The 21964-nt window shown below is 66.9% G+C and carries 17 protein-coding genes; 13 read left to right on the top strand and 4 right to left on the bottom strand.

Annotated elements, in window-relative coordinates:
• The first annotated feature begins 41 nt into the window (after nt 1–41).
• The 8 genes from aspS to OHZ10_RS14705 all read left to right on the top strand — a co-directional run bounded on the left by aspS (nt 42) and on the right by OHZ10_RS14705 (nt 11050).
• A complete protein-coding gene (aspS, locus tag OHZ10_RS14740; RefSeq protein ID WP_059233228.1) occupies nt 42–1844 on the top strand; it encodes an aspartate--tRNA ligase in 1803 nt (600 codons plus the stop codon).
• A gap of 160 nt (nt 1845–2004) precedes the next feature.
• Nucleotides 2005–2499 carry a dihydroneopterin triphosphate diphosphatase gene (nudB, locus tag OHZ10_RS14735; RefSeq protein WP_059233229.1) on the top strand — a complete coding sequence of 165 codons (495 nt, stop codon included), beginning with the start codon at nt 2005–2007 and terminating at the stop codon, nt 2497–2499.
• Nucleotides 2496–3770: a cardiolipin synthase ClsB gene (gene clsB / locus OHZ10_RS14730; RefSeq protein WP_059233230.1), complete on the top strand. Its 1275-nt coding sequence runs from the start codon at nt 2496–2498 to the stop codon at nt 3768–3770. Before nudB ends, clsB begins: the two co-directional genes overlap by 4 nt.
• A gap of 200 nt (nt 3771–3970) precedes the next feature.
• Complete coding sequence (locus OHZ10_RS14725) at nt 3971–4570, top strand: TetR/AcrR family transcriptional regulator (RefSeq protein ID WP_006751498.1); 600 nt, start codon at nt 3971–3973, stop codon at nt 4568–4570.
• Nucleotides 4571–4628: 58 nt separating this feature from the next.
• Nucleotides 4629–6416 carry an acyl-CoA dehydrogenase C-terminal domain-containing protein gene (locus OHZ10_RS14720; protein ID WP_059233231.1) on the top strand — a complete coding sequence of 596 codons (1788 nt, stop codon included), beginning with the start codon at nt 4629–4631 and terminating at the stop codon, nt 6414–6416.
• Nucleotides 6417–6528: 112 nt separating this feature from the next.
• Nucleotides 6529–8964 carry a 3-hydroxyacyl-CoA dehydrogenase/enoyl-CoA hydratase family protein gene (locus OHZ10_RS14715; RefSeq protein WP_174993184.1) on the top strand — a complete coding sequence of 812 codons (2436 nt, stop codon included), beginning with the start codon at nt 6529–6531 and terminating at the stop codon, nt 8962–8964.
• A gap of 27 nt (nt 8965–8991) precedes the next feature.
• Nucleotides 8992–10191 carry an acetyl-CoA C-acyltransferase gene (locus OHZ10_RS14710; RefSeq protein ID WP_043190603.1) on the top strand — a complete coding sequence of 400 codons (1200 nt, stop codon included), beginning with the start codon at nt 8992–8994 and terminating at the stop codon, nt 10189–10191.
• Nucleotides 10192–10282: 91 nt separating this feature from the next.
• A complete protein-coding gene (locus OHZ10_RS14705; protein ID WP_059233233.1) occupies nt 10283–11050 on the top strand; it encodes an enoyl-CoA hydratase in 768 nt (255 codons plus the stop codon).
• Between the two features lie 37 nt (nt 11051–11087).
• On the opposite strand, the gene fdhD is transcribed toward OHZ10_RS14705, so the two are convergent.
• Nucleotides 11088–11942, bottom strand: a complete 855-nt coding sequence (fdhD, locus tag OHZ10_RS14700) for a formate dehydrogenase accessory sulfurtransferase FdhD (protein ID WP_342702872.1) — start codon at nt 11940–11942, stop codon at nt 11088–11090.
• 114 nt (nt 11943–12056) lie between these two features.
• On the opposite strand from fdhD, the gene OHZ10_RS14695 reads away from it, so the two are divergent.
• A complete protein-coding gene (locus OHZ10_RS14695) occupies nt 12057–12539 on the top strand; it encodes a nitrate reductase associated protein (RefSeq protein WP_059233234.1) in 483 nt (160 codons plus the stop codon).
• 43 nt (nt 12540–12582) lie between these two features.
• On the opposite strand, the gene OHZ10_RS14690 is transcribed toward OHZ10_RS14695, so the two are convergent.
• Nucleotides 12583–12978, bottom strand: a complete 396-nt coding sequence (locus OHZ10_RS14690; protein ID WP_034208354.1) for an acyl-CoA thioesterase — start codon at nt 12976–12978, stop codon at nt 12583–12585.
• A 175-nt stretch (nt 12979–13153) separates the two neighbouring features.
• On the opposite strand from OHZ10_RS14690, the gene OHZ10_RS14685 reads away from it, so the two are divergent.
• Nucleotides 13154–15025 carry an ABCB family ABC transporter ATP-binding protein/permease gene (locus tag OHZ10_RS14685; protein ID WP_059233235.1) on the top strand — a complete coding sequence of 624 codons (1872 nt, stop codon included), beginning with the start codon at nt 13154–13156 and terminating at the stop codon, nt 15023–15025.
• Nucleotides 15026–15121: 96 nt separating this feature from the next.
• Here OHZ10_RS14685 and murU read toward each other — a convergent pair whose 3' ends face one another.
• Nucleotides 15122–15841 carry an N-acetylmuramate alpha-1-phosphate uridylyltransferase MurU gene (gene murU / locus OHZ10_RS14680; RefSeq protein WP_059233236.1) on the bottom strand — a complete coding sequence of 240 codons (720 nt, stop codon included), beginning with the start codon at nt 15839–15841 and terminating at the stop codon, nt 15122–15124.
• Nucleotides 15842–15873: 32 nt separating this feature from the next.
• On the bottom strand, nt 15874–16923 hold the full coding sequence (locus OHZ10_RS14675) for an aminoglycoside phosphotransferase family protein (protein ID WP_059233237.1): 1050 nt from the start codon (nt 16921–16923) through the stop codon (nt 15874–15876).
• Nucleotides 16924–17146: 223 nt separating this feature from the next.
• Here OHZ10_RS14675 and OHZ10_RS14670 point away from each other — a divergent pair, with 223 nt between their 5' ends.
• Genes OHZ10_RS14670 through pdxA form a run of 3 tightly spaced genes read left to right on the top strand, consistent with a single transcriptional unit; the run spans nt 17147 to nt 21918 of the window.
• Nucleotides 17147–19507 (top strand): LPS-assembly protein LptD, encoded by a 2361-nt coding sequence (locus OHZ10_RS14670; protein WP_059233238.1) that lies wholly within the window; start codon nt 17147–17149, stop codon nt 19505–19507.
• A 51-nt stretch (nt 19508–19558) separates the two neighbouring features.
• Complete coding sequence (locus OHZ10_RS14665; protein ID WP_059233239.1) at nt 19559–20917, top strand: peptidylprolyl isomerase; 1359 nt, start codon at nt 19559–19561, stop codon at nt 20915–20917.
• 11 nt (nt 20918–20928) lie between these two features.
• Nucleotides 20929–21918, top strand: coding sequence for a 4-hydroxythreonine-4-phosphate dehydrogenase PdxA (pdxA, locus tag OHZ10_RS14660; protein WP_059233240.1), 990 nt, complete (start codon nt 20929–20931; stop codon nt 21916–21918).
• The last annotated feature ends 46 nt before the right edge of the window (nt 21919–21964 follow it).

Raw genomic sequence — 21964 nt, 5'->3', positions numbered from 1 at the left:
GTTGCGGCGCCCGTTGATCAAACCGAACGAAAGCAAACATCATGTCGATGCGTACTGAATACTGCGGTCTCGTGACCGAACACCTGCTGGGCCAAACCGTGTCGCTGTGCGGCTGGGTGCAGCGCCGCCGCGATCACGGCGGTGTGATCTTCATCGACCTGCGCGATCGTGAAGGCCTCGTGCAGGTGGTGTGCGACCCGGATCGCGCCGAGATGTTCGCGACCGCCGAAGGCGTGCGCAACGAGTTCTGCGTGCAGATCAAGGGCCTCGTGCGCAACCGTCCGGAAGGCACGGTCAACGCCGGCCTGAAGAGCGGCAAGATCGAAGTGCTGTGCCACGAACTGATCGTGCTGAACGCGTCGGTCACGCCGCCGTTCCAGCTCGACGACGACAACCTGTCGGAAACGACGCGCCTCACGCACCGCGTGCTCGACCTGCGTCGCCCGCAGATGCAGCACAACCTGCGCCTGCGCTACCGCGTCGCGATCGAGGCACGCAAGTACCTCGACGAGCAGGGCTTCATCGACATCGAAACGCCGATGCTGACGAAGAGCACGCCGGAAGGCGCGCGCGACTACCTCGTGCCGTCGCGCGTGAACGCGGGCCAGTTCTTCGCGCTGCCGCAGTCGCCGCAGCTGTTCAAGCAGCTGCTGATGGTCGCGAACTTCGACCGTTACTACCAGATCACCAAGTGCTTCCGCGACGAAGACCTCCGCGCCGACCGTCAGCCGGAATTCACGCAGATCGACTGCGAAACGTCGTTCCTGGGCGAGCAGGAAATCCGTGACCTGTTCGAAGACATGATCCGTCACATCTTCAAGACGACGATCGACGTCGAGCTCGACGCGAAATTCCCGGTGATGCCGTACTCGGAAGCGATGGCGCGTTTCGGTTCGGACAAGCCGGACCTGCGCGTGCAGCTCGAATTCACCGAGCTGACCGACGCGATGAAGGACGTCGACTTCAAGGTGTTCAGCACGCCGGCCAACGCGAAGGACGGCCGTGTTGCGGCGCTGCGCGTGCCGAAGGGCAGCGAACTGTCGCGCGGCGACATCGACGGCTACACGGAATTCGTGCGCATCTACGGCGCGAAGGGCCTTGCCTGGATCAAGGTCAACGAGAAGGCGAAGGGCCGCGACGGCCTGCAGAGCCCGATCGTCAAGAACCTGCACGACGCATCGATCGCGGCGATCCTCGAGCGCACCGGCGCGGAAGACGGCGACATCATCTTCTTCGCGGCCGACCGCGCGAAGGTCGTCAACGACAGCCTCGGCGCACTGCGCCTGAAGATCGGCCATTCGGAATTCGGCAAGGCGAACGGCCTCGTCCAGGCCGGCTGGAAGCCGCTGTGGGTCGTCGACTTCCCGATGTTCGAATACGACGACGAAGATGCGCGCTACGTGGCTGCGCACCACCCGTTCACGAGCCCGAAGGACGAGCACCTCGAGTACCTCGAGACCGACCCGGGCCGCTGCCTCGCGAAGGCGTACGACATGGTGCTGAACGGCTGGGAAATCGGTGGCGGTTCGGTGCGTATCCACCGCGAGGAAGTGCAGAGCAAGGTGTTCCGCGCGCTGAAGATCGGTGCGGAAGAGGCGCAACTGAAGTTCGGCTTCCTGCTGGACGCGCTGCAGTACGGCGCGCCGCCGCACGGCGGTATCGCATTCGGTCTCGACCGCATCGTCACGATGATGGCCGGCGCCGATTCGATCCGCGACGTGATCGCGTTCCCGAAGACGCAGCGTGCGCAGGATCTGCTCACGCAAGCGCCGAGCCCGGTCGACGAGCGCCAGCTGCGCGAACTGCACATCCGTCTGCGCCAGCCGGAACAGCCGAAGGCGTAACGCGTTTTCGCACCCGGTCGTGTGTGCGGTCACGCGCACACGACACCCATGAAAAAGGCGCCGCGATGCGCCTTTTTCATTTTTTGCGGTACAGTCGCAGCACTTGCCGTACGTTCGGAGCACATGGCCGGCGCATGGCCCTGTGCCGCATGAAACAAAGATGACGAAGCCGCCGAAAATCCCCGAATCCGTTCTCGTCGTGATCTACACGCCCGACCTCGATGTGCTCGTGATCAAGCGTGCCGACCAGCCCGATTTCTGGCAATCGGTCACCGGCTCGAAGGACGCGCTCGACGAGCCGCTCGCCGTCACCGCCGCGCGCGAGGTGGTCGAGGAAACCGGCATTGCCGTCGGCACGCCGGACGTGCCGGCCACCGCGCTCGTCGACTGGCGCCACCGGATCGAATACACGATCTATCCGCAGTACCTGCACCGCTATGCACCGGGCGTCACGCGCAACGTCGAGCACTGGTTCGGCCTGTGCGTGCCGCGGCGCGTCGACGTGACGCTGTCGCCGCGCGAGCATGTCGACCATGCGTGGCTGCCGTTTCGCGAGGCGGCCGCGCGCTGCTTCTCGCCGTCGAATGCCGAGGCGATCCTGCAACTGCCCGCGCGCGTGGCCCTGTCGCGCGCGCCGCACGGCTCGTCCGCATGAATGCGGAGACCCGCAAGCGCTTCGCGCAATTGCGGCAGATGTTCCTGCAGGAACGCGGTTCCGCATCGCGGCTCGCGTTCACGTCGGGCAACACCGTGCGGCTGTGCGAGGGCGGCGGCGCATTCTTCAAGGCCCTGATCGAACGGATCGATGCGGCCCGCGAGCAGGTGATGCTCGAAACCTACATTTTCTGCGACGACGCGGCAGGGCGCCCGGTGTCGGACGCGCTGATCCGCGCGGCGCAGCGCGGCGTGCGCGTGCGCGTGATCACCGACGGCATCGGCACCGCGCGACTGCCGCTGTTCGACACGTGGGCCGAGGCCGGCGTCGAGCGCTGCATCTACAACCGCTTCCTGTTCGGCCGCTTCGGCTTCTCGCGCACGCACCGCAAGCTCGCGGTGATCGATCACGCGGTCGCGTTCTGCGGCGGCATCAACATCGTCGACGACTACGCGCAGAACGGCGCGACGCTGCCGTTTCCGCGCTGGGATTTCGCGGTCGAGATGGCGGGGCCTGCCGTGTCCGACGTGCGCGCCGCATTCGAGTTGCAGTGGCACCGGATCCAGTTCGGCCACAAGCCGTATGCGCAGTACGCGGCCGGGCTGCACGGCGGCGAAGCGTTCCCCGACATGTTCCGGCGCTGGATGCGCAGCCACCGGTGGATCAAGGCCGGTGCGCTCAGGGTCGTGACCGAGCCGAGCGTCGCGTTCGTCGCGCGCGACAACGTCGTGAACCGCCGCGCGATCGAGAAGGCGTATCTCGCGGCGATCGGCCAGGCGCGCCAGCGGATCCTGCTCGCGAATCCGTACTTCATGCCGGGCCGCAAGCTGCGGCGTGCGCTGACGGGCGCCGCACGGCGCGGCGTCGACGTGCGGATCCTGATCGGCCGCAAGGAGTTCGCGGCGCTCGATACGGCCGTGCCGTTCCTCTATCACGCGCTGCTGCGCGCAGGGGTGCGCGTCGCCGAATACGACAAGACGATGCTGCACGGCAAGGTCGCCGTGATCGACGACAACTGGGCGACGGTCGGCTCGTCGAACCTGGACGCGCTGAGCCTGATGCTGAACAATGAAGCGAATGTCGTGCTGGTGCGCTACGATGCAGTCACGAACGAACTGCGCGACGCAATCGCGTCTGCGTTCGCCGATGGCCGGGAGATCGACCCCGCGCGTTTCGCCGCGCGCCCGCGCATCGAGCGGTTGCTGAACTGGCTCGCGTACACCGCGTACCGTCTCGTGATGAAGGCGCTGACGGTCGGCGGTTACGACTGACGCAGACTAAGCATTCGCTTCAAAATATCTGTCCGCACGTTCGTGCGGAAAAGCCGCTCCGGTCCCGCCGGAATCGCGCAAAATAGCGGCTCGGTTAGACACCGGTTTCTAATAATTTCCTTGTTTCGCGAGCGGCCGCACTCAATAATAGTACGGCCGTTCGATTTTATTCGAACCCCCGAACGGTTACAGAAATAGCTATGCGAAAAGGCGAACAGACGCGTGCCGCGATACTTGAAGCTGCTTTGGACCTCGCCAGCCGTGACGGGCTGGAGGGGCTGACGATCGGCCTGCTGGCCGAGCGCATGCAGATGAGCAAGAGCGGTGTGTTCGCGCACTTCGGATCGCGTGAAGACCTGCAGGTCGAGGTCGTCCGCGAGTATCACCATCGTTTCGAAAACGAGGTGTTCTTTCCGAGCCTGCGCGAGCCGCGGGGCTTGCCGCGCCTTCGGGCGATGCTGGCCCGCTGGACGGAGAAGCGCATCCAGGAGGTGACGACGGGATGCATCTACATCAGCGGTGCCGTCGAGTACGACGACCGGCCTGACAGCCCCGTGCGCGAGCAGTTGATCGCGAGCGTGACGGCCTGGCGTGCCGCAATGCTGCGTGCCATTTCGCAGGCGAAGGAAGAAGGCCATCTGCGTGCGGATACGGATCCGGACCTGATGCTCTTCGAGTTGTACAGCTTCACGCTCGGCCTGCATCACGACGCACGTTTCCTGCATTCGCCGGACGCCGTGCGCCTCACGTGGGCCGCGCTGGAAAAGACGATTGTTTCGTATCAGAGCGAGAGCCGTTAGCGGCGCGTGACCCGCCCGCCAGGAGCTCGAGCCGTTTTGCCCACCTTTGGAGAGAGTCATGGGACAGTACGCCGCGCCGCTGCGCGACATGCAATTCGTGTTGCACGAGCTTCTGAACGTCGAAGCCGAAGTCAAGCAAATGCCCAAGCATGCGGACCTCGACGCCGACACGATCAACCAGGTCCTCGAGGAAGCGGGCAAGTTCTGCTCCGAGGTACTGTTCCCGCTGAACCAGGTCGGCGACCGCGAAGGCTGCACGTATGAAGGCGACGGCGTCGTGAAGACCCCGACCGGCTTCAAGGAGGCCTACCAGCAATACGTCGAGGCCGGCTGGCCGGCGCTCGGCTGCGATCCGGACTACGGCGGCCAGGGCCTGCCCGCGTTCGTGAACAACGCGCTCTATGAAATGATGAATTCGGCGAACCAGGCCTGGACGATGTATCCGGGCCTGTCGCACGGCGCGTACGAATGCCTGCACGCGCACGGTGCACCGGAACTGCAGAAGGCCTATCTGCCGAAGCTCGTGACCGGCGAATGGACCGGCACGATGTGTCTGACGGAGCCGCATTGCGGCACCGACCTCGGCATCCTGCGCACCAAGGCCGAACCGAACGGCGACGGCTCGTACTCGATCAGCGGCACGAAGATCTTCATCTCGAGCGGCGAACACGACATGGCCGCGAACATCATCCACCTCGTGCTCGCGCGCCTGCCGGACGCACCGCAGGGTACGAAGGGGATCTCGCTGTTCATCGTGCCGAAGTTCATTCCCGATGCAGCGGGCGAGCCGGGCGAGCGCAACGGCATCAAGTGCGGCTCGATCGAACACAAGATGGGCATCCACGGCAACTCGACGTGCGTGATGAACCTCGACAACGCGAAGGGCTGGATGGTCGGCGAGCCGAACAAGGGCTTGAACGCGATGTTCGTGATGATGAACGCGGCCCGGCTCGGCGTGGGCGCGCAAGGTCTCGGCCTCACGGAAGTCGCGTACCAGAACTCGCTCGCGTATGCGAAGGATCGCCTGCAGATGCGCTCGCTGACGGGCCCGAAGGCACCGGACAAGCCGGCCGACCCGATCATCGTGCACCCGGACGTGCGCCGCATGCTGCTCACGCAAAAGGCCTACGCGGAAGGCGCGCGCGCGTTCACGTACTGGTCGGCGCTGCAGATCGACAAGGAACTGTCGCACGCCGACGAAGCCGTGCGCAAGGAAGCCGCCGACCTCGTCGCGCTGCTCACGCCGATCATCAAGGCGTTCCTGACCGACAACGCGTTCGAGTGCACGAACCACGCGATGCAGATCTACGGCGGCCACGGTTTCATCTCCGAGTGGGGCATGGAGCAATACGTGCGCGACGCGCGGATCAACATGATCTACGAAGGCACGAACTCGATCCAGTCGCTCGACCTGCTGGGCCGCAAGGTGCTCGGCGACATGGGCGCGAAGCTGAAGAAGTTCGGCAAGCTCGTGACGGAATTCGCGGAAGCCGAAGGCGTGAAGCCGGAAATGGCCGAGTTCATCAACCCGCTCGCCGACATCGGCGACAAGGTGCAGAAGCTGACGATGGAAATCGGCATGAAGGCGATGCAGAACCCCGACGAAGTCGGCGCTGCCGCCGTGCCGTACCTGCGTACCGTCGGCCACCTGGTGTTCTCGTACTTCTGGGCGCGCATGGCACGCCTCGCCCTCGACAACGAAGCGTCGGGCGACCCGTTCTACAAGTCGAAGCTCGCGACGGCGCGCTTCTACTTCGCGCGCCTGCTGCCCGAAACGGCATCGACGATCCGCGCCGCGCGCGCCGGTTCGAAGACGATGATGGAAGTCGACGAATCGCTGTTCTGATGCGAGTCCGGGCGGTGCGCGCCGCGCGCCGCCCGAACGCAACGGTTCCTGGTACTCACTTCTCCGTGCAGCCCCACATCCCGCGCTGCACGACACTATCCGGAGACATCCCGTGAGCAATTTCCTGATTCGCAAGGTCGCCGTGCTGGGCGCCGGCGTGATGGGCGCGCAGATCGCCGCGCACCTCATCAACGCACGCGTGCCGGTGCTGCTGTTCGACCTGCCGGCCAAGGAAGGCCCGAAAAACGCGATCGCGCTGAAGGCGATCGAGAACCTGAAGAAGCTGTCGCCCGCGCCGTTCGGCGTGAAGGACGATGCGAAGTACCTCGAGGCAGCGAACTACGAAGACGACATCGCGAAGCTGGCCGAATGCGACGTCGTGATCGAGGCGATCGCCGAGCGGATGGACTGGAAGCACGACCTGTACAAGAAGGTCGCGCCGCACATCGCGCCGAACGCGATCTTCGCGACCAACACGTCGGGCCTGTCGATCACGAAGCTGTCCGAAGGGTTCTCGGACGAGCTGAAGGCGCGCTTCTGCGGCGTGCACTTCTTCAACCCGCCGCGCTACATGCACCTCGTCGAACTGATCCCGACCGCGCATACGCGCCCGGAGATCCTCGACCAGCTCGAGACGTTCCTGACGAGCATCGTCGGCAAGGGCGTCGTGCGCGCGAAGGACACGCCGAACTTCATCGCGAACCGCGTCGGCATCTTCTCGATCCTCGCGGTGATCACCGAGGCCGCGAAGTTCGGCCTGCGCTTCGACGAAGTCGACGACCTGACCGGCAGCCGCCTCGGCCGCGCGAAATCGGCGACGTTCCGCACGGCGGACGTGGTCGGCCTCGACACGATGGCGCACGTGATCAAGACGATGCAGGACAACCTCGCCGACGATCCGTTCTTCCCGGTCTACCAGACGCCTGCCGTGCTCGCCGAGCTGGTGAAGCAGGGCGCGCTCGGCCAGAAGACGGGCGGCGGCTTCTACAAGAAGGAAGGCAAGGCGATCAAGGTGCTCGACGCGAAGACGGGCACCTACGTCGACTCGGGCGCGAAGGCTGACGAAACGGTCGCCCGCATCCTGAAGCGCCCGCCGGCGGAACGCCTGAAGCTGCTGCGCGAGACCGACCATCCGCATGCGCAGTTCCTGTGGTCGATCTTCCGTGACGTGTTCCACTACATCGGCGTGCATCTCGAGTCGATCGCCGACAACGCGCGCGACGTCGATCTCGCGATCCGCTGGGGCTTCGGCTGGAACGAAGGCCCGTTCGAAGGCTGGCAGGCTGCCGGCTGGAAGCAGGTCGCCGAGTGGGTGCAGGAAGACATCGCAGCCGGCAAGGCGCTGGCGAACGTGCCGCTGCCGTCGTGGGTGCTCGAAGGCCCGGTCGCCGAGAAGGGCGGCGTGCACACGGCCGAAGGCTCGTGGGCGCCGGCAGCGCAGCGCTTCGTGCCGCGTTCGGACCTCGCGGTCTACGACAAGCAGGTGTTCCGTGCGCCGCTGCTCGGCGAAGCCGGCGCCGATCCGAAGACGTACGGCAAGACGCTGTTCGAAACCGACGCCGTGCGTGCGTGGGTCGACGACCGTGCCGGTGAAGACGACGTCGTGATCGTGTCGTTCAAGTCGAAGATGAACACGATCGGACCGAGCGTGATCGACGGCCTCGTGCAGGCGATCGAGCTCGCGGAGAAGGACTACAAGGGCGTGGTGATCTGGCAGCCGACGTCGCTGAAGCTCGGCACGCCGGGCGGCCCGTTCTCGGCCGGCGCGAACCTCGAAGAGGCGATGCCCGCGTTCATGATGGGCGGCGCGAAGGGCATCGAGCCGTTCGTGAAGAAGTTCCAGGAAGGCATGCTGCGCGTGAAGTACGCGAACGTGCCGGTCGTCGCAGCCGTGTCGGGCATCGCGCTCGGCGGCGGGTGCGAGCTGATGCTGCACAGCGCGAAGCGTGTCGTGCACGTCGAGAGCTACGTCGGTCTGGTCGAAGTGGGCGTCGGCCTCGTGCCGGCGGGCGGCGGCCTGAAGGAAGCGGCGCTGCGCGCAGCGGATGCCGCGACGGCCGCGAACGCGACCACCGACATCCTGAAGTTCGTCACGAAGTCGTTCGAGAACGCCGCGATGGCGAAGGTCTCGGCGTCCGCGCACGATGCGCGTGCGATGGGCTACGTGAAGCCGTCCGACACGATCATCTTCAACGTGTTCGAACTGCTCGACACCGCGAAGAAGGAAGCGCGTGCACTGGCCGCCACCGGCTACCGTGCACCGCTGCGTGCGAAGGACGTGCCGGTTGCAGGCCGCTCGGCCATCGCGACGATCAAGGCATCGCTCGTCAACATGCGTGACGGCCGCTTCATCAGCGACCACGACTACCTGATCGCAAGCCGTATCGCCGAAGCCGTGTGCGGCGGCGACGTCGAAGCCGGCAGCCTCGTCGACGAGCAGTGGCTGCTCGCGCTGGAGCGCCGCGCGTTCGTCGAGCTGCTCGGCACGCAGAAGACGCAGGAACGGATCATGGGCATGTTGCAAACCGGCAAGCCGGTGCGTAACTGAGCGAGCGGATAAGGCAAGGAGTCTCAAATGAGCAAACAATTGCAAGACGCATACATCGTCGCCGCCAGCCGCACGCCGATCGGCAAGGCCCCGCGCGGTGTCTTCAAGAACACGCGCCCGGACGAGCTGCTGGTCCACGCGATCAAGTCGGCGGTTGCGCAGGTGCCCGGCTTCGACACGAAGCTGATCGAAGACGCGATCATCGGTTGCGCGATCCCGGAAGCCGAGCAGGGCCTGAACGTCGCGCGGATGGGCGCGCTGCTGGCGGGCCTGCCGCAGACGGTCGGCGGCGTGACGGTCAACCGCTTCTGCGCGTCGGGCATCACCGCGCTGGCGATGGCGGCCGACCGCATCCGCGTCGGCGAATCGGACGCGATCTTCGCGGGTGGCTGCGAATCGATGAGCATGGTGCCGATGATGGGCAACAAGCCGTCGATGTCGCCGCACATCTTCGATCGCAATGAAGACTTCGGCATCGCGTACGGGATGGGCCTGACGGCCGAGCGCGTCGCCGAGCAGTGGAAGGTGAGTCGCGAAGACCAGGACGCGTTCTCGGTCGAGTCGCACCGCAAGGCACTGGCCGCGCAGCAGGCCGGCGAGTTCAACGACGAGATCGCCGCGTACACGATCACCGAGCGTTTCCCGAACCTCGCGACGGGTGAAGTCGACGTGAAGACGCGCGAGATCGCGCTCGACGAAGGTCCGCGTGCGGATACGTCGATCGAAGGCCTGGCGAAACTGCGCACGGTGTTCGCGAACAAGGGCTCGGTCACGGCCGGCAACAGCTCGCAGACGTCGGACGGCGCGGGCGCGCTGCTCGTCGTGTCGGAAAAGGTGCTGAAGGAGTTCAACCTGACGCCGCTCGCGCGCTTCGTGAGCTTCGCGGTGCGCGGCGTGCCGCCGGAAATCATGGGCATCGGCCCGAAGGAAGCGATTCCGGCCGCGCTGAAGGCGGCCGGCCTGAAGCAGGACGATCTCGACTGGATCGAGCTGAACGAAGCGTTCGCCGCGCAATCGCTGGCGGTGATGCGCGACCTCGGCCTCGACCCGTCGAAGGTCAACCCGATGGGCGGCGCGATCGCACTCGGCCACCCGCTCGGCGCGACCGGCGCGATCCGCGCGGCGACCGTCGTGCACGGCCTGCGCCGCCGTAACCTGAAGTACGGGATGGTCACGATGTGCGTCGGCACCGGCATGGGCGCCGCGGGCATCATCGAACGCCTGTAAGCGGAGCGGGACAAGAGCGACGACGGTGCGCGGGCCACGAGCTCGCGCACCGTTTTTTCATTCCGGTAGAGGAAAGTCAAAGGAGACGGTTGTGTCCGAAATTCAAGTGGAACGCGCCGAAGGCGTGATGACGATCACGATCGCGCGCCCGGCGAAGAAGAACGCGCTGACGGCGGCGATGTACCAGACGATGGCCGATGCGCTCGCCGACGCGCAGGAAGACAAGGCGATCCGCGTGATCCTGCTGCGCGGCAGCGACGGCAATTTCACCGCGGGGAACGATCTCGAGGATTTCCTGAAAGCGCCGCCGAAGGACGACACCGCTCCGGTGTTCCAGTTCCTTGCGCGGATCAGCAGCGCGAGCAAGCCGATCGTGGCCGCAGTGCCGGGCCTCGCGATCGGCGTCGGCGTGACGATGCTGCTGCACTGCGATCTGGTCTACGCGGCCGACACCGCGACGTTCTCGCTGCCGTTCGCGCAGCTCGGGCTGTGCCCGGAAGCCGCGTCGAGCGTGCTGCTGCCGCGTCTGGCCGGCCATCAGGTCGCGGCCGAGAAGCTGCTGCTCGGCGAGGCATTCGATGCGCTGGAAGCGCACCGGATCGGCATCGTCAACCGCGTGCTGCCGGCTGCCGAGCTCGACGCTTTCGCGGCGAAGCAGGCGGCGAAGCTCGCGGCGCTGCCCGCGGCATCGCTGCGCGTGACGAAGGCGCTGCTGAAGGATACGGGCGGCGTGGCGACGTCCGCGCGGATGGCCGAGGAAGCGGGCCACTTCGCGGCGATGCTGCGCGCGCCGGAAGCGCGCGAGGCGATGACGGCGTTCTTCGAGAAGCGCAAGCCGGATTTCCGTCAGTTCGACTGACGGAGCAGGGCGCGCCGGCGCGCGCCTTGGTTCGCGATCAGGCCGTGCCGTAGTCGACGTGGCCGGTTTCGCGGCAGAAGCTGACAAGCCGCAAGCCGGCCGCCTTCGCGATTTCGATCGCGAGCGACGACGGCGCGGAGATCGTCGCGACCAGCGGAATGCCGACCCGTGCGGCCTTGCGTACGAGCTCGTAGCTCGCACGGCTCGACAGGAACACGAAGCCGTCGGTCGCGTCGGCACGCGACAGCACGAGCGAGCCGATCAGCTTGTCGAGCGCGTTGTGGCGGCCGACATCCTCGAATGCCATCCGGATCGCGCCTGTTGCGTCGCACCACGCGGCCGCGTGCAGGCCACCGGTCAGTTTCGTGAGCGCCTGGTGCGCGGGCAGCCCGTGCGCCGCACGCGCCAGCGCGTCGGGCGCGAGGCGCGCGAGAAAGCCCGTGTCGGGCACGCGCTCGGGGGCGAGGTCGAGCAGGTCGATGCTTTCGATCCCGCACACGCCGCAGCCCGTGCGCCCTGCGAGCGCACGGCGCCGGTCCTTCAGTGCGGCGAACGCCTGCTGGACGACCTCCAGGTGCACTTCCGCATGCGGCAGCGGCGCGTCGGCGTGCAGGATCACCTCGATGTCCTTGATGTCGCTGCCGCGCGCGACGATCCCTTCCGAGATCGCGAAGCCGACCGCGAACGCTTCGAGGTCGCGCGGCGTACACATCATCACCGCGTGCGAAATGCCATTGAAGACGAGCGCGACCGGCCATTCCTGGCCCACGTGGTCGTGCGCGGTTTCGACAGCGCCGCCGCGCGTGCGGCGCACGGACAGCTCGATCGCGCCGCGCGGTTCGTCGCGCGGTTCGTCGCGCAGTTCGTCGGATTGGGTCGGATTCACGAGCACTCCCGTTGATTCGAAGCACGGCCGGCGACAATCGTGCCGCCGCCCGCGCGCAGAGGTTCTAAAATACCTCAGGCAGGCCGGCCGCGCCGGCATCCGCCACATCAGGTAACGACCATGGGACTCAGCGACGCTCCGTTGCTCTTCAACTTCGAACACGATTCGTCGGAAAACTTCACGTACATCCCGATGATCGTGCGTTTCAATCTCGACCGTTTCGGTCTGCGGATTTCGCTCGAACAGTGGCAACTGCTGCCGCTCGAGGACCGCAAGCTGCTCGCGCGCTTTCCGGCCGACGACGACACCGCGATCGAGCCCAACTTCGATCATGCGCTGTTCGAAATGCTGCGCACGCACGCGGATCTGGAACCGTCATGGTTCCAGCCGGACGAGCAGCCGACCTGGCGTGCCGTCGACACGGTGCCGGAGACGCTCGTGCAGCAGAGCGCGCTGGCCGGGCTGACGGCGCCCGCGCTCGCGCAATGGCAGCGGCTCGCGCCGTTCCAGCGCTATGTGCTGGTCAAGCTGTCGCGCAAGCCGAAGCTGAATCACGATTTCCTGCCCGCGATGCGGGAGTTCGGGCTGACGGCCACGCATTGACGCGGCCGCGTGCCGTGCGCCGCGCGGTCGCGGCGCTCGCCGGTCAGAGCGGCGGCAGTTGCCGCGGCTTGCGATCGGGGCCGGTCGCGACGTACGTGAGCGTCGCTTCGGTAACCTTCACGATTTCGCCCATCAGGCGCATGCGCTGCGCGTACACCTCGACGTCGACCGTGATCGACGTGTTGCCGGTGCGCGTGATGGTCGCGTAGAAGCTCAGCAGGTCGCCGACGAATACCGGCTGCTTGAAGACGAACGAGTTGACCGCGACCGTCGCGACGCGGCCGTTCGCGCGCTGGCTCGCGGGGATCGAGCCGGCGATGTCGACCTGCGACATGATCCAGCCGCCGAACACGTCGCCGTGGACGTTCGCGTCGTGCGGTTGCGGGACGACGCGCAACGCGGGCTGCTTCTGCGGGAGTTCGAGGGTCGAATCGGTCATGGCGGGGGCTTTCATCCTGTAATAAATAGGCCGCCGCGCGCAGGCTGGCCGGCGAGGCCGCCGGCAGCGGCGCGAAGCGGCTTCTGCGACAATACAACGTTCGCAAATTGTACGAGAAAGCGCGCGAGCCGGCCGTCGATACACGCGTCGTGCACCGCCACAGAGACTACTCCCCATGCGCCGATTTCCCGCTTCCGGCGAGCCCGCGCCGGCTTCGACCGGGCCTCGCAACGACTGGCAGACGATCCGGTCGCTGCTGCCGTACCTGACCACCTACAAATGGCGCGTCGCGCTCGCGCTCGCCTGCCTGATCGGCGCGAAGGTCGCGAACCTCGGCGTGCCGGTCGTGATGAAGCGCATCGTCGACCACCTGTCCTACGTGCAGCAGATCACCGCGATCGGCCGCGCCGAACAGTCGGCCGGCATCGTGCTCGCGGGCGGCGTCGGGCTGCTGGTCGTCGCGTATGCGCTCGTGCGGCTGTCGACGTCGCTGTTCACCGAGCTGCGCGAGATCCTGTTCTCGAAGGTCACCGAGAGCGCGGTGCGCCAGCTCGCGCTGCAGGTGTTCAGGCACCTGCACGGGCTGTCGCTGCGATTCCATCTCGAACGCCAGACGGGCGGCATGTCGCGCGACATCGAGCGCGGCACGCGCGGCATCCAGCAACTGATCTCGTATTCGCTGTACAGCATCCTGCCGACGCTCGTCGAGGTCGGGCTCGTGCTCGGCTTTTTCGTGGTCAAGTACGAGGCTTATTACGCGTACGTCACGTTCGCGGCGCTGGTCACGTACATCGTGTTCACCGTGAAGGTCACCAACTGGCGCACGCATTTCCGCCGCACGATGAACGAACTCGACTCGCGCGCGAACTCGCGGGCGATCGATTCGCTGATCAACTACGAGACGGTGAAGTACTTCGGCAACGAGGAGTGGGAGGCGCAGCGCTACGACGAGAACCTGAAGCGCTACCGGAAGGCCGCGATCCGCTCGCAGAACTCGCTGTCGGTGCTGAACTTCGGCCAGCAGGCGATCATCGGCACGGGGCTCGTGTTCATCCTGTGGCGCGCGACGCAGGGCGTGCTCGCGGGCAAGCTGACGCTCGGCGATCTCGTGCTGATCAACACGTTCATGCTGCAGCTCTACATTCCGCTGAACTTCCTCGGCGTCGTGTACCGCGAGCTGAAGCAGAGCCTGACCGACATGGACCGCATGTTCGGGCTGCTGTCGGCCGCGAAGGAAGTGGCCGACCGGCCCGATGCGCAGCCGCTCGCGGTGGCCGGCGCGCAGGTGCGCTTCGAGCACGTGAACTTCGCGTACGAGCCGGCCCGGCAGATCCTGCATGACGTGACGTTCACGATCGATGCGGGCACGACGACCGCGGTGGTCGGCCACAGCGGTTCGGGGAAATCGACGCTGTCGCGCCTGCTGTTCCGTTTCTACGACCTCGACCGGCAGGCGGGCGGCGCGATCCGGATCGACGGCCAGGACATCCGCGACGTCACGCAGGATTCGCTGCGCGCGTCGATCGGGATCGTGCCGCAGGACACCGTGCTGTTCAACGACTCGATCTACTACAACATCGCATACGGCCGGCCGACCGCGACGCGCGACGAAGTGGTCGCGGCCGCGCGCGCCGCGCACATCCACGATTTCATCGAAAGCTTGCCGAAGGGCTATGACACGCCGGTCGGCGAGCGCGGGCTGAAGCTGTCGGGCGGCGAAAAACAGCGCGTCGCGATCGCGCGCACGCTGCTGAAGGACCCGCCGGTGCTGCTGTTCGACGAAGCGACGTCGGCGCTCGACTCACGCTCGGAGCGTGCGATCCAGCACGAACTCGACCAGATCGCGCGGCATCGGACAACCCTCGTGATCGCGCACCGGCTGTCGACGGTCGTGCATGCGCAGCAGATCCTCGTGATGGATCACGGCAGGATCGTCGAACGCGGCACGCACGACGAACTCGTGCGCGCCGACGGGTTGTATGCGCAGATGTGGGCGCTGCAGCAGCAGCGCGCGGCGGCCGGCGGGGAAGAGGCCGAGACCGCTTAACGGGCCCGCGTAGCGGGCGGGGGCGGCGCCGCGCGCCGTGGCGCGCAGCGGGCCGGGCAACACGACGGGGTGTCGTGCGCGGCGCCCGCCGTCCGGTCAGCCCGCGGCGCGCAGCCGCGCGTCGAGCTCGCCGAGCTGCGCGGGCGTGCCGACGTTCTCCCAGATACCTTCGTACAATTCGCCGCTCGCACGGCCGGCTTCGATCGCCGCGCGGTAGTACGGCGTCAGCGCGCGCCGCGTGCCGGGCGCGAGATCGCGGAACATCCGCGTGTCGTACAGGCCGATGTTGCCGAACGTGACGCGCGCGGCGCCGTCGAGCGCGAGGCGGCCAGCGTCGTCGAGCGCAAAATCGCCGGCCGGGTGGAACGGCGGGTTCGGCACCATCACGAGGTGCATCGCCGGCGTGTCGAGCGCGGCCATCCGTGCGGCGCGCGGCGCGAGCGTCCGGTAGTCGAACGCGCAGTACACGTCGCCGCTGACGGCCGCGAACACGGCCGGCTGCCCGTCGCGCTCGAGCAGCGGCAGCGCCTGCGCGATGCCGCCGGCGGTTTCCAGCGCCTCGCCCTCGGCCGAATACAGGAGCCGCACGCCCCAGCGCGAACCGTCGCCGAGCGCGGCCTCGATCTGCTCGCCGAGCCACGCGTGGTTGATCACGATCGTCTCGATGCCCGCGCGCGCGAGCGCCTCGATCTGCCACACGATCAGCGGCTTGCCGCCGGCTTCGAGCAGCGGTTTCGGGCGGGTGTCGGTCAGCGGGCGCATCCGTTCGCCGCGTCCGGCGGCGAAGATCATCGCCGTGGTCAGGGTGTTGCTCATGGTCGGCCGGGTATCAGGACTCTGGAGGACGGTCAGAACGTATAGCCGACGTCGGCCGGTGCGTTGCCCTCGAGCTCGTCGAGCAGCTTCGCGAACGGCACGAGCGGGCGGTAGCGCAGTGCGACCTTGCGGGCATACGCGATGAAGCGCGGCAGGTCGTTCAGGTAATGCGGCTTGCCATCGCGGTAGTTGATGCGCGCGAACAGGCCGAGGACCTTGATATGACGCTGCAGCCCCATCCATTCGAGCTGGCGGTAGAACTCGCCGAAATCGGGATCGACCGGCAGGCCGGCCTTTTTCGCCTTTTCCCAGTAGTACGCGAAGCAGTCGAGCTCGAACTCTTCGTCCCAGCTGACGAACGCGTCGCGCAGCAGCGACACGACGTCGTACGTCAGCGGCCCGTAGACGGCGTCCTGGAAGTCGAGCACGCCCGGGTTCGGCTCGCAGACCATCAGGTTGCGCGGCATGAAATCGCGCAGCATGAAACCCTGCGGCTGCGCATGGGCGCTCGCGACCAGCAGCGCGAACGTGCGGTCGAGCGTGCCGCGCATCGCGTCGGTGACGGGCTTGCCGAGGTGGCGGCCGACGAACCATTCCGGCAGCAGCTCCATTTCACGGCGCAGGAACGCTTCGTCGAACGGCGGCAGCACGTCGGGCTTCGACGTGAGCTGGAAGCGGATCAGCGCGTCGAGCGCATCGCGCATCAGCGGCCGTGCGGCGGCCGGGTCGGCCGGATCGAGCACCGAGATGTACGACGTGCGGCCGAGGTCCGTCACGAGCATGAAGCCCGCGTCGAAATCATGGGCCAGCACGTCCGGCACGTGGTCGCCGGCCGCGGCGAGCAGCTGCGCGACCTGGACGAACTCGCGGCACTTTTCGGGCGGCGGCGCGTCGACGGCGATCAGCGTGCCGCCGGGGCTCGTGGCCGACGCGACACGGAAATAGCGGCGGAAACTGGCGTCCGACGACGCGGGCGCGAGGGTCGACAGGTCGAGGGCGTAGCGCCCGGCGAGCGGGTGCAGCCACGCGGTGAGCGCTTCGAGGCGGGCGTCGGGCTGGGATGCGGCGGATGGGGGCGTCATGAAACTCGGAGGAGGGGGGAACGTCTTGCCATATAATACCCCACGACTTTTTTGACGCGCCCCGCGTCAGCTTCCGCCGTGCAGGCCCGCCGCCTGTCGCGCCGTCCGCCCGATCGCCTCCCCGGTTTGCGCTCAGCCGCAGTCGCGGTGCGACGGCGCGGCCCGCCGTGCGCGAATGTGCCGTGCAGGCGCGGTTGACAAGGGGCGATTCGCCAAACGATAGATGCCGCCCAAACCGCTATTCCCGAATGTTTTCCCCGGTGACGGGGTGCCGCGCAAACGGCGGCTCGCGCTCGCGCTCCTGGCCGTGCCGGGCCTCGTGCCGGCCGTGTCGTACGCGCAGCTGTCGGGCGCGGCCGCGCAGCCGCAACCGCTCGACTCGCCGTGGGATCTGCGTCTCGCACCCCAGCTCGAGGATCATCCGCTGAAGGACGGCGCGAAGCCGGCCGCCTTCGTGATCGCCGACCACACGAGCGGCACGGCCGAGCAGGACCTCGCCGCCAAGGGCGCCGCCGAGCTGCGGCGCGGCGACGTCGTCGTGAAGGCCGACGCGCTCCACTACGATCAGGATACCGACATGGCCGATGCGTACGGCCAGGTCAAGGTGGTCAATTCCGGCACGTCGTTCGCAGGCCCCGAGGCGCACCTGAAGATCGAGGCGAACCAGGGCTTCATGACGGCGCCGAAGTACCACTTCAACGTGACGGGCGGGTCAGGCAGCGCGGAGCGCGTCGACATGGTCGACAACGAGCGCTCGGTGTTCGTCAACGGCACCTACACCGCGTGCCAGTGCTCGACGAATCCCGCGTGGTACATCAAGGGCAGCCGCTTCGACTTCGATACGGGCGCCGACGAAGGCACCGCGCGCAACGGCGTGCTGTTCTTCCAGGGCGTGCCGATCTTCGCGAGCCCGTGGATGACGTTCCCGCTGTCGGGCGAGCGACGCAGCGGCCTGCTGCCGCCGACGTTCTCGATGAATTCGAGCAACGGCTTCGAGCTGACGCTGCCGTACTACTTCAACATCGCGCCGAACCGCGACCTGACGCTCACGCCGCGCATCATCTCGCGGCGCGGCGTGTTGACCGAGGCGACGTTCCGCTACCTGTCGCCGTCGTATTCGGGCACGTTTACGGCCAATTACCTGCCGAACGACCGGCTCGAGCACCGCAACCGCTACGCGATCTTCTGGCAGCACCAGCAGAACTTCGGCGGCGGTTTCGGTGGCTACGTCTACTACAACAAGGTCTCCGACAATCTGTATCCCGAACAACTGGGCTCGATGAACCAGTTCATCAACGGGACGCAGACGTTGTACCAGCAGGAGGCCGGAGTCACGTACAACAATGGCCCGTGGTCGGTGCTCGCGCGCTACCAGCACTGGCAGACGCTGCCGCCGTCAATCGCGCCGTACAGCCGCGAGCCGCAGTTGAACGTGAAGTACACGAAGTACAACGTCGGCGGCTTCGACTTCGGCGCGGAAGCCGACTATTCGCGGTTCCGCATCACGACGGCCGACATGACCGAAGGCGACCGGGTCGTCTTCAACCCGTACATCTCGTACGGCGTGTACGGTCCCGGCTACTTCGTCGTGCCGAAGGTCCAGTACCACTTCGCGTCGTACGACCTGAACTACCTGTCGTCGAGCACGCCGAACAGCCCGAAGCGCTTCACCGAGTCGATCCCGACCGTGAGCTTCGATACCGGCCTGATCTTCGACCGCTCCGTGCGCCTGTTCGGCCAGGATTTCATCCAGACCCTCGAGCCGCGCCTGTACTACGTGTACACGCCGTATCGCGACCAGTCGAACGCGCCGCTGTTCGATACCGCGGAATCGGACTTCGGCCTCGCGGAGATCTACCAGCCGAACACGTTCGTCGGCAACGACCGGATCGCCGATGCGAACCGGATCACGGCCGGCCTGACGTCGCGCTTCATCGATCCGCGCACCGGCGACGAACGCGCGCGCTTCGTGATCGCGCAGCAGTACTACTTCGCCGATCAGCGCGTCACGCTGAATTCCGGCCAGAGCGCCGTGCTGGCGCGCCACTCGGACCTGATCGTTGGCGCCGCGCTGAAGCTCGGCTCGGGCTTCATGTCGGAGACGGCGTTCCAGTACAACCAGAACAACAACCAGCTCGTGAAGTCGAGCGTCGGTTTCGGTTACAGTCCGGGCGAGCGCCGCGTGATCAACGTCGGCTACCGCTACACACGATCGAACACCACGCTCGACAACCAGCCGATCAACCAGTTCCTGGTATCCGCGCAATGGCCGCTTACGCGCCGCCTGTACGCGATCGGCCGTTTCAACTACGACCTCGCCGGAGATCGCGTGGTCGACGGTCTGGTCGGCTTACAATACGACGCGGATTGCTGGGCGCTCGGGGTCGGGGTGCAGCGGGCTGCGAACGGCATCAATTCGTCGGGACAGCAGAACTCGTCGACGCGATTCATGATGCAGTTGACGCTCAAGGGCTTGTCGACCGTCGACAACGGCCTCGTGTCCGCATTCCGCGCAGGGGTGCCGGGCTACACGCCGCTGCCGCCGCCGCCGCCGCCGATGTCCCGCTTCAGCAACTACGAGTAACGCCGGCTTGTCTGCACCGGTCAGCACGATTTCAATGGAGTTTCAGTGGCAATGAAGAAAAACCTTCGTTTCGCGGCAGTCGTGTCCAGCCTCGCCGCGTCCGCCGTGCTGCTCGCCGCCGCGCCGGCCGCGGCGCAGGCGCTCGGTTCGCAAGGTGCGCAGCTCGCCGACGAAGTCGTCGCGGTCGTCAACAACGACGTGATCACGGGCCGCGAACTCGACCAGCGCGCCGGCCTGATCGCACGCCGGCTGCAGCAGCAGAACGCGCCCGTGCCGCCAACCGACCAGCTGCGCGCGCAGGTGCTGAACCAGATGGTGCTCGAGCGTATCCAGGTGCAGAAGGCCAAGGACGACGGGATCCGCATCGACGACGCGACCGTGCAGTCCACGCTGCAGCGCCTCGCGCAGGCGAACGGGATGACGCTCGACCAGTACCGCGGGCGTCTCGAGGCGCAAGGCGTGCCCTGGAGCATCTTCACGAGCGATGCACGGACCGAGCTGATGCTGTCGAAGCTGCGCGAGCGCGAGGTCGACGGCAAGATCACCGTGTCCGACGCCGAGGTCGCGAACTACATCGCGAGCCAGCGCGGGCCGAACGCGTCGCAGCAGCAGGACCTGCGCTTCCAGCACATCTTCATCAAGGCGCCGACCAACGCACCGCAGGCCGACATCGAAGCCGCGCAGAAGAAGGCCGACGCGCTGCTGCAGCAGGCGAAGTCGGGCGCCGATTTCGAGCGCCTCGCGAAGAACAACTCGGAAGCGAACGACGCGAAGAAGGGCGGCGACCTCGGCTTCAAGGCGCCGAGCGCGCTGCCGGCCGAAGTCGTCGACGCCGCCTCGAAGCTTCGCCCGGGCCAGGTCAACCCGACGCTGATCCGCGTGCCGGACGGCTTCGAGATCGTGCGTCTCGTCGACCGCCGCCAGAGCCAGGGTGCAACGGCCGCCGCACCGAAGATCGTCCAGACGCACGTGCGTCACATCCTGCTGCGCGTCGGTGAAGGCAAGTCGGAAGGCCAGGCGCGCCAGCAACTGGTCGACATCCGCAACCAGGTCGAGGCCGGCGGCGATTTCGCGAAGTTCGCGCGCACCTACTCGCAGGACGGGTCGGCGTCGCAGGGCGGCGATCTCGGCTGGATCAGCCCGGGCGAGACCGTGCCGGAATTCGAGCGTGCAATGAACAACCTGCAGGACGGCCAGATCAGCCAGCCGATCCGTACCGAGTACGGTTATCACCTGATCCAGGTGCTGAACCGCCGCGAAGCGGAAGGGTCGGTGCAGCAGCAGATGGACATCGCCCGCCAGGCGATTGGCCAGCGCAAGGCCGAGCAGGCGTATGCCGACTGGCTGCGCGAGCTGCGCGATTCGTCGTACGTGCAGTACAAGATCGGCGGCGCCGGCCCGGCGAACTGAGCGAGCGTCAGATGACCACGCCTGCGCTGCAGATCGCGATCACGACCGGCGAACCCGCGGGGGTCGGCCCGGAGCTGACCGTGCAGGCGCTGCGTGACGCGGCGCAGCGCTGGCCCGACGCCCATTTCACCGTGCTCGGCGATGCGGCGCTGCTCGACGCGCGGGCGGCAGCCGTCGGTGCCGGCCCGGCCACGCTGGCCGGCGGCACGCAAGTGTCGGTCGCGCACCATGCGCTCGCCGTACCCGTACAGGCGGGCCGGCTCGACGCGGCGAACGGCCGTTACGTGCTCGGGCTGCTCGATGCGGCGATCGACGGCGCGCTGGATGGCCGGTACGACGCGATCGTGACCGCGCCGCTGCAGAAAAGCACGATCAACGATGCGGGCGTGCCGTTCACCGGCCACACCGAATACCTCGCGGAGCGCACGCACACGCCGCGCGTCGTGATGATGCTGGCGGGCACCGGCGACAGGCCGCTGCGCGTTGCGCTCGCGACGACGCACCTGCCGCTGAAGGACGTATCGGCCGCGCTGACGATCGACGGGCTCGTCGAGACGCTCGCGATCATCGATCGCGACCTGCGGCGCGATTTCGGCCTCGCCGCACCGCGCATCCTCGTGACGGGCCTGAATCCGCATGCGGGCGAGAACGGTTATCTCGGCCGCGAGGAGATCGACGTGATCTCGCCCGCGCTCGCCCGCGCCAATGCGCAGGGCATCGACGCGCGCGGTCCGTATCCGGCCGACACGCTGTTCCAGCCGCGCCATCTGGCCGATGCCGATTGCGTGCTCGCGATGTTCCATGACCAGGGCCTGCCCGTGCTGAAGTTTGCGACGTTCGGCGAGGGCATCAACGTGACGCTCGGGCTGCCGATCATCCGCACGTCGGTCGATCACGGCACGGCGCTCGATCTGGCCGGCACGGGCCGGGCGGATCCGGGCAGCATGATTGCCGCGCTCGACACGGCCGTCACGATGGCGCGCCACCGCCGCGCGGCCTGACGCGGCCCGGTTTCACCTCATTCGTCGTATTTTTCGTTTTACTCAG

The organism is Burkholderia arboris, from assembly GCF_038723655.1.
GTDB lineage: Bacteria > Pseudomonadota > Gammaproteobacteria > Burkholderiales > Burkholderiaceae > Burkholderia > Burkholderia arboris.
The sequence above is the reverse complement of the archived record's forward strand: the minus strand, read 5'-3'. Positions and strand labels throughout refer to the sequence as shown.

Excerpts from the sequence above, each read along its gene's own strand:
- OHZ10_RS14670 (WP_059233238.1), top strand. The coding sequence starts at position 17,147 with ATGCCGCCCAAACCGCTATTCCCGAATGTTTTCCCCGGTGACGGGGTG.
- OHZ10_RS14725 (WP_006751498.1), top strand. The coding sequence starts at position 3,971 with ATGCGAAAAGGCGAACAGACGCGTGCCGCGATACTTGAAGCTGCTTTG.
- OHZ10_RS14665 (WP_059233239.1), top strand. The coding sequence starts at position 19,559 with ATGAAGAAAAACCTTCGTTTCGCGGCAGTCGTGTCCAGCCTCGCCGCG.
- OHZ10_RS14695 (WP_059233234.1), top strand. The coding sequence starts at position 12,057 with ATGGGACTCAGCGACGCTCCGTTGCTCTTCAACTTCGAACACGATTCG.
- OHZ10_RS14685 (WP_059233235.1), top strand. The coding sequence starts at position 13,154 with ATGCGCCGATTTCCCGCTTCCGGCGAGCCCGCGCCGGCTTCGACCGGG.
- OHZ10_RS14675 (WP_059233237.1), bottom strand. The coding sequence starts at position 16,923 with ATGACGCCCCCATCCGCCGCATCCCAGCCCGACGCCCGCCTCGAAGCG.
- OHZ10_RS14720 (WP_059233231.1), top strand. The coding sequence starts at position 4,629 with ATGGGACAGTACGCCGCGCCGCTGCGCGACATGCAATTCGTGTTGCAC.
- pdxA (WP_059233240.1), top strand. The coding sequence starts at position 20,929 with ATGACCACGCCTGCGCTGCAGATCGCGATCACGACCGGCGAACCCGCG.
- nudB (WP_059233229.1), top strand. The coding sequence starts at position 2,005 with ATGACGAAGCCGCCGAAAATCCCCGAATCCGTTCTCGTCGTGATCTAC.
- OHZ10_RS14690 (WP_034208354.1), bottom strand. The coding sequence starts at position 12,978 with ATGACCGATTCGACCCTCGAACTCCCGCAGAAGCAGCCCGCGTTGCGC.
- aspS (WP_059233228.1), top strand. The coding sequence starts at position 42 with ATGTCGATGCGTACTGAATACTGCGGTCTCGTGACCGAACACCTGCTG.
- OHZ10_RS14710 (WP_043190603.1), top strand. The coding sequence starts at position 8,992 with ATGAGCAAACAATTGCAAGACGCATACATCGTCGCCGCCAGCCGCACG.
- clsB (WP_059233230.1), top strand. The coding sequence starts at position 2,496 with ATGAATGCGGAGACCCGCAAGCGCTTCGCGCAATTGCGGCAGATGTTC.
- murU (WP_059233236.1), bottom strand. The coding sequence starts at position 15,841 with ATGAGCAACACCCTGACCACGGCGATGATCTTCGCCGCCGGACGCGGC.